General features: G+C 65.8%; 4 protein-coding genes and 3 tRNA genes. All 7 read left to right on the top strand.

Annotation, left to right across the window (positions count from 1 at the left end; genetic code table 11):
- Positions 1-210: 210 nt before the first annotated feature.
- Positions 211-402, top strand: a complete 192-nt coding sequence (gene rpsU, locus K2Z83_RS16595) for a 30S ribosomal protein S21 (RefSeq protein WP_129685326.1) — start codon at positions 211-213, stop codon at positions 400-402.
- A 360-nt stretch (positions 403-762) separates the two neighbouring features.
- A complete protein-coding gene (gene prfA, locus K2Z83_RS16590; protein WP_220596307.1) occupies positions 763-1,848 on the top strand; it encodes a peptide chain release factor 1 in 1,086 nt (361 codons plus the stop codon).
- A gap of 255 nt (positions 1,849-2,103) precedes the next feature.
- On the top strand, positions 2,104-3,144 hold the full coding sequence (gene add / locus K2Z83_RS16585; RefSeq protein WP_220596306.1) for an adenosine deaminase: 1,041 nt from the start codon (positions 2,104-2,106) through the stop codon (positions 3,142-3,144).
- A 39-nt stretch (positions 3,145-3,183) separates the two neighbouring features.
- A tRNA-Leu gene (locus tag K2Z83_RS16580) sits at positions 3,184-3,273 on the top strand.
- 10 nt (positions 3,274-3,283) lie between these two features.
- Positions 3,284-3,359 (top strand) — tRNA-Val (locus K2Z83_RS16575).
- A gap of 47 nt (positions 3,360-3,406) precedes the next feature.
- A tRNA-Phe gene (locus K2Z83_RS16570) sits at positions 3,407-3,482 on the top strand.
- A 445-nt stretch (positions 3,483-3,927) separates the two neighbouring features.
- The gene (locus tag K2Z83_RS16565; RefSeq protein ID WP_220596305.1) at positions 3,928-5,811 is read left to right on the top strand and encodes a methionine--tRNA ligase; all 1,884 of its coding nucleotides are present in this window, start codon (positions 3,928-3,930) and stop codon (positions 5,809-5,811) included.
- The last annotated feature ends 213 nt before the right edge of the window (positions 5,812-6,024 follow it).

The following is a 6,024-nucleotide window of genomic DNA, read 5'->3' as shown; positions in this document are numbered from 1 at the left end:
CAACATGCGCCTGTATCGGATATACTTCGCGTCGGTGTTTCGGGCGACCCGCCCAGCTGCTATGGGGCCACACCAAATCCACGGTAAAGGGGGTGAGCAGAACGAGCGGTGAGACGCGTTGTCGGGCCGGGGCGCTGCCCCGCGTCATCTTCAGGCCCGAGCCGGGCGGCATGGCCGCGGCGGTTCGCACATCGCCGATCGTACACAGCTATGAAAGTTGAGCGTCGTGACGGCGAGACAGTTGAGCAGCTGATCCGCCGGTTTAATAAGGGCGTCGTCTCTGAGCGCATCACGAAGACCTTCCGCGAGAAGATGCACTTCGTGTCCAAGAGCGAGCAGCGCAAAGAGAAGCGTCGCCGCGCCGAGCGCAACCGGCGCAAGAAGATCTCGAAGGGCTACTAGGTCGGCACAGCAAGACGGCATGGGGAGGCGAGCGTAGCTCGCCCCCCGTGCCGTCTTGCTGTGCTCCTGGGGCGAAGCCCCAGACGCAGCAACGTAAGCCCTTGCCCCCGGAATTTCTTGTTGTTTTGGCCAACATGGCCAGCGAAGCTGGCCATGTTGGCCAAAACAACGGCGGTTTTTAGGGCGGCAGCTCTAACAGTGATGCTCCTGGGGCGAAGCCCCAGACCTGGCTTTGGTAGTGGGAGTGGTCGGCGAAGCCGCCCACTCCCACTACCAAAATACTGCGGGGCCGGCGGCCGGAGGCCTCTTGATCACCATGCTATAATGTCCATCCACTACAGACGGGGGTAATCTGCCCATATGTTTGATAAACTCAAAAGTGTCGCCGCCCGCTACGACGAGCTCGGCGAGCTGATGGCCCAGCCCGATGTGGTGAGCAACCACGCGCTGCTCCAGCAGTACGCCCGCGAGCAGAGCGATCTTGAGCCGGTGGTGAGCGCCTTCCGGGCCTATATGAAGGCCCAGCAGGCCGCCGCCGAGGCCCACACGATGTTCAACGAGAGCGCCGGCGACCCTGAGCTGCGCGAGATGGCCCAGGAGGAGCTGGAGAGCCAGCGGGCGACGCTGGCGCGCCTTGAGGACGAGATCAAGCTGCTGCTGCTCCCGCGCGACCCGAACGACGCCAAGGATGTGATCATCGAGATCCGTCAGGGCGAGGGCGGTGATGAGGCGGCCCTCTTCGCCGCCGACCTCTACCGCATGTATGTGCGCTACGCCGAGCTGCGCGGCTGGAGGGTCGAGCTCGACAGCGTCACCGATAATGGCGTCGGCGGGTTCAAAGAGGCCGTGTTCGAGATCCGCGGCGAGAACGCCTACAGCCAGCTCAAGTACGAGGGCGGCGTCCACCGCGTGCAGCGCGTGCCCGCCACCGAGGCCCGCGGGCGCATCCACACATCCACCGCCACCGTCGCCGTCATGCCCGAGGTCGAGCCCACCGTGATCGACATCCGGGACGAGGACGTCCGCACCGACGTGTTCCGCAGCGGCGGCCACGGCGGCCAGGGCGTCAACACCACCGACTCGGCCGTGCGCCTGGTGTATAGGGGCGGCACCCCCGACGAGATCGTCGTCACCTGCCAGGACGGGCGCTCGCAGATCAAGAACCGCGAGAAGGCCATGTCGGTGCTGCGGGCTAAGCTCTACGCCCGCGAGCAGGAGAAGCAGCAGCGCGAGCAGGGCGCCTCGCGCCTGGCCCAGGTCGGCACCGGCGAGCGCGCCGAGAAGATCCGCACCTACAACTTTCCGCAAGACCGCATCACCGACCACCGGATCGGCCAGAATTTCTCCAACCTCCCCGGCGTCCTCGCGGGCTCGATCGACAAGATCATCGACGCCCTGATCGTCTACGATAACGCCGAGCGCCTGCGGGCCTCGGGGATCTCGTGACCGAGAGACCTGTCAGATGGGCGCGCAACATGCACAACTATAGTGTCGCGAATACGCTCGCGCCCACCTGACAGGTCCGTCCAGCAAACGACGAGGGAGATAGCGGATGCGCTATGTCCCTTTTTTGGCCCCGCCGCTCTTCGTAGCGGTGTACGACAAGGCTCCAGGTTGCGTTACAGATTGGCATCACGCAGGTCGCGCTGACGCGCTCGGCCTGTACCCTGTACCCTGTACCCTTGCCGAAGGAGTATCGCCGTGCTGACCACGGAGCTCGACGAGTTTATCGTGCGGATGCCGAAGGTGGAGCTGCATCTGCACCTGGAGGGCGCGATAGCGCCGCGGACGCTGCTCGACCTGGCCAGCCAGAACGGGGTCGAGCTGCCCGCCCGCGATATCGCGGGGGTTGAGCAGCTCTTCCGCTACCGCAACTTCGGCGAGTTTATCACGGTGTTCATGGCGATGGCGCGGGCGATCGTGCGCGGCGAGGACTTCGCCCGCCTGGCCTATGAGCTCGGCATGGATCTGGCCGCCCAGCAGGTGCGCTACGCCGAGGTGATGATCTCGCCGATGCAGCATATCAGGCGCGGCATGGATCTCTACGAGGCGATCACCGGCACCGCCGCAGGCTTCGCCCAGGTTGAGCGCGAGACGGGCACCCAGGTGCGGATCGCCCTCGACCACGGCCGTCAGTACGGCCCCGACCTGGCCTGGCAGGTGCTTGAGGTCGCCCGCAAGGCGCAGCACCTCGGCGTGGTCGGCTGGTCGATCGGCGGCATCGAGATCGGCTACCCACCCGAGCCCTTCGCCGAGGTCTTCGCCGCCGCCCGCGCCGCCGGGCTCGGCCTGATGGCCCACGCCGGCGAGGTCGTCGGCCCGCCCAGCGTCTGGGGGGCCATCGATGCGCTTGGCGTGACCCGCCTCGGCCACGGCATCCGCAGCGTCGACGACCCGGCCCTGATCGCGGCCCTCGCCCAGCGCGGCGTGGTCCTCGATGTCTGCCCCAGCAGCAACCTCTGCACCGGCGCGGTCGCCTCCTGGGCCGAGCACCCCCTGCGCCAGCTCTACGACGCCGGGGTTGCGGTGACGATCAACTCGGACGACCCGACCTTCTTCCACACCACGATCACCGAGGAGTATCGCCGCGCCGTGGCCCACTTCGGCTTCGGCGCCGATGAGCTGGCCACGATGGTGCGCAGCGCCGCCCGGGCGACCTTCCTGCCCCCCGATCAGCGCGCCGCGCTCTGCGCCCAGATCGACGGCGAGATCGATGCGCTGCGCCGCGAGCTCGGCGTTTGACAAACCGCGCCCGCACCGCTATAATACCGCCCGTGTTGAGCCCAGGTGGCGGAATTGGCAGACGCGCTAGGTTGAGGGCCTAGTGACCTAACCACGGTCGTAAGGGTTCAAGTCCCTTCCTGGGCACCATCTTTTCTGGGGGCGATTAGCTCAGTTGGTAGAGCACCTCGCTTACACCGAGGGTGTCGGCGGTTCGAGCCCGTCATCGCCCACCAGCCTGAGGGTGCATATCTCGCACACGATCTCCACGGCACTCGCTCAGGCCAAGGTAGCTCAGTTGGTAGAGCATCGCACTGAAAATGCGGGGGTCACCAGTTCAAGTCTGGTCCTTGGCACCAACGAATAAGACCTCGCAGAGCCCCCCGTCGCAATTGCGGCGGGGGGCTCTGTGGCGCATCGGGGCTGAGATGCGGCTATTCAGCGTTGGCGAGGCTCTGATTGGCGCGGCGCTAACCTGCCCTGTGTCCCGCGGCGCAGCCGGGTCGTGCTATAATCCACTCGCCCCGTGTTCGGGTCATTTATGATGAGGACGATGATCATGTCCAGCGCCCTCTCGCAGCATGCCGCCCCGCCCCTCGCCCCGCGCCGGGCCTCGCCCTGGCACTGGTGTGGCCTCCTGCTCACCGCTCGCGGCTTCATGTGAGTGCTGAACGGTGAATGGTGAGTGCTGAATGGCGCCGCTCTTTCCGCACCCCCCGCTTAGCGTTCAGCGATCCTGCCTGTCCACCTCTGTCCGGAATTCACTATTCACCACTGAGCATTCAGCATTCGATAGGGGGTTCTATGCCCGAGCATATCCTCGTGGCCGTGGCGTGGCCCTACGCCAACGGCCCGCGACATATCGGCCATGTCGCCGGCTTCGGCGTCCCGTCCGATATCTTCGCCCGCTACCACCGCCTGCGCGGCAACCACGTGCTTATGGTCTCCGGCACCGATGAGCACGGCACGCCGATCACCCTCGCCGCCGATAAGGAGGGCATCACCGCGCGCGATATCGCCGACCGCTACAGCCAGGTGATCGGCGACGATCTGTTCAACCTGGGGCTGAGCTACGATACCTTCACCCGCACGACGACCGAGAACCACTACGCCGTCACGCAGGACCTCTTTAAGACGCTCTACGACAAGGGCTACATCCTGCGCCAGGAGACGCTCGGCGCCTTCTCGGCCACCACCGGCCGCACCTTGCCCGACCGCTATGTCGAGGGGACCTGCCCGATCTGCGGCTATAAGGACGCCCGCGGCGACCAGTGCGATAACTGCGGCAACCAGCTCGACCCGGTCGATCTGATCGACCCGCGCTCGAAGGTGGATGGCAGCACGCCGATCTTTAAGGAGACTGAGCACTTTCTGCTCGACCTGCCGGCCTTCGGCGAGCGGCTGAGCGCATGGATCGGCTCCCAGGATCACTGGCGGCCGAATGTGCGCAGCTTCTCGCTGAACTTCATCAAGGAGCTGAAGCCGCGCTCGATCACCCGCGACCTCGACTGGGGCGTGCCCATCCCGCTGCCTGAGTACGTCGACCGCGATGATAAGAAGATCTATGTCTGGTTCGATGCGGTGATCGGCTACCTCTCGGCCAGCATCGAGTGGGCCAATAACCGCGGCACCCCCGAGGCCTGGCGCGACTGGTGGCAGAGCCCCGACGCCCGCCACTACTACTTCATGGGCAAGGATAATATCGTCTTCCACACCGTGATCTGGCCGGGGATGCTGCTCGGCTACGGCGCGGGCGGGGTGTATGGCGGCGGATCCGCGGCGGCAACCGTAGGGGCGCAGCAGGCTGAGCCGCTCCAGATCCTCTATAAGACACTGGACAGTCTGGAAGAGCTGCTGCCCTCCGATGGCGTCGGGCGGCCTGCTACGCCCCTACAGCTGCCGTACAACGTGGTGTCGAGCGAGTTCCTGACCATGGAGGGTAAGAAGTTCTCCAGCTCGCGCGGGGTCGTGATCTATGTCAACGATGTGCTCAGCCGCTACGACGCCGACTCGCTGCGCTACTTCCTGACGATTGCCGGCCCGGAGAACCAGGACACCGACTTCACCTGGGCCGAGTTTGTGCGGCGCAACAACGATGAGCTGGTGGCGACCTGGGGCAACCTGGTGAACCGCACGCTCACCAATGTGTATAAGAACTTCGGCAGCATCCCGCAGCCCGCCGCGCTGTCCGAGTCCGACGCCGCCGTGATCGCGCAGGTGGAGGGCGGCTTCGCCAGCATCGGTGAGCTGCTGGCGGGCGCCCGCTTCAAGGCGGCGCTGACCGAGGCGATGCGGCTGGCCGGCCTGGTGAACATCTACCTGAGCGAGCAGGAGCCCTGGAAGGTGATCAAGGTCGACCGCGAGCGCGCCGCGACGATCTGGTACACCGCGCTGCGCTGCGTCCACAGCCTGCGGATCTACTTCACGCCCTTCCTGCCCTTCAGCAGCCAGAAGCTCCACGAGTACCTCGGCCACGATGGCTTTATCGCCGGGCCGCTGGAGTTTAAAGAGTACACTGAGGCGAGCGGCCGTAGCCACCGCGTGCTCACTGGCGACTACACCGGCTGGGTGGGCCGCTGGGAGCTGAGCGATCTGCCGGTGGGCCAGGCGCTGCGTGAGCCGAAGCCGCTCTTTAAGAAGCTCGACGAGAAGGTGGTTGAAGAGGAGCTGGCCCGCCTCGGCGCGTAGCGCGGCACCTGTCGGCGCGGTGTGGGGCGGCGCTGCCGCCCCACACGTTTTTGTCTGGGCGATGTGTCGCTACAGGGCTTCTGCAACGTCACCTCCCGGTGGGGGTTCGGGGGCGGCTTCGCCGCCCCCGAAAGATTTTGTTAGCGCGAGTAAGCGCTGGGTCAAGCCCACCGGCTGGCGACTGAAGTCGCGCCGGAGCGGCGCTGCGCGCCG

It is taken from the genome of Oscillochloris sp. ZM17-4 (assembly GCF_019599295.1).
Lineage (GTDB): Bacteria > Chloroflexota > Chloroflexia > Chloroflexales > Chloroflexaceae > Oscillochloris.
The sequence above is the reverse complement of the archived record's forward strand: the minus strand, read 5'-3'. Positions and strand labels throughout refer to the sequence as shown.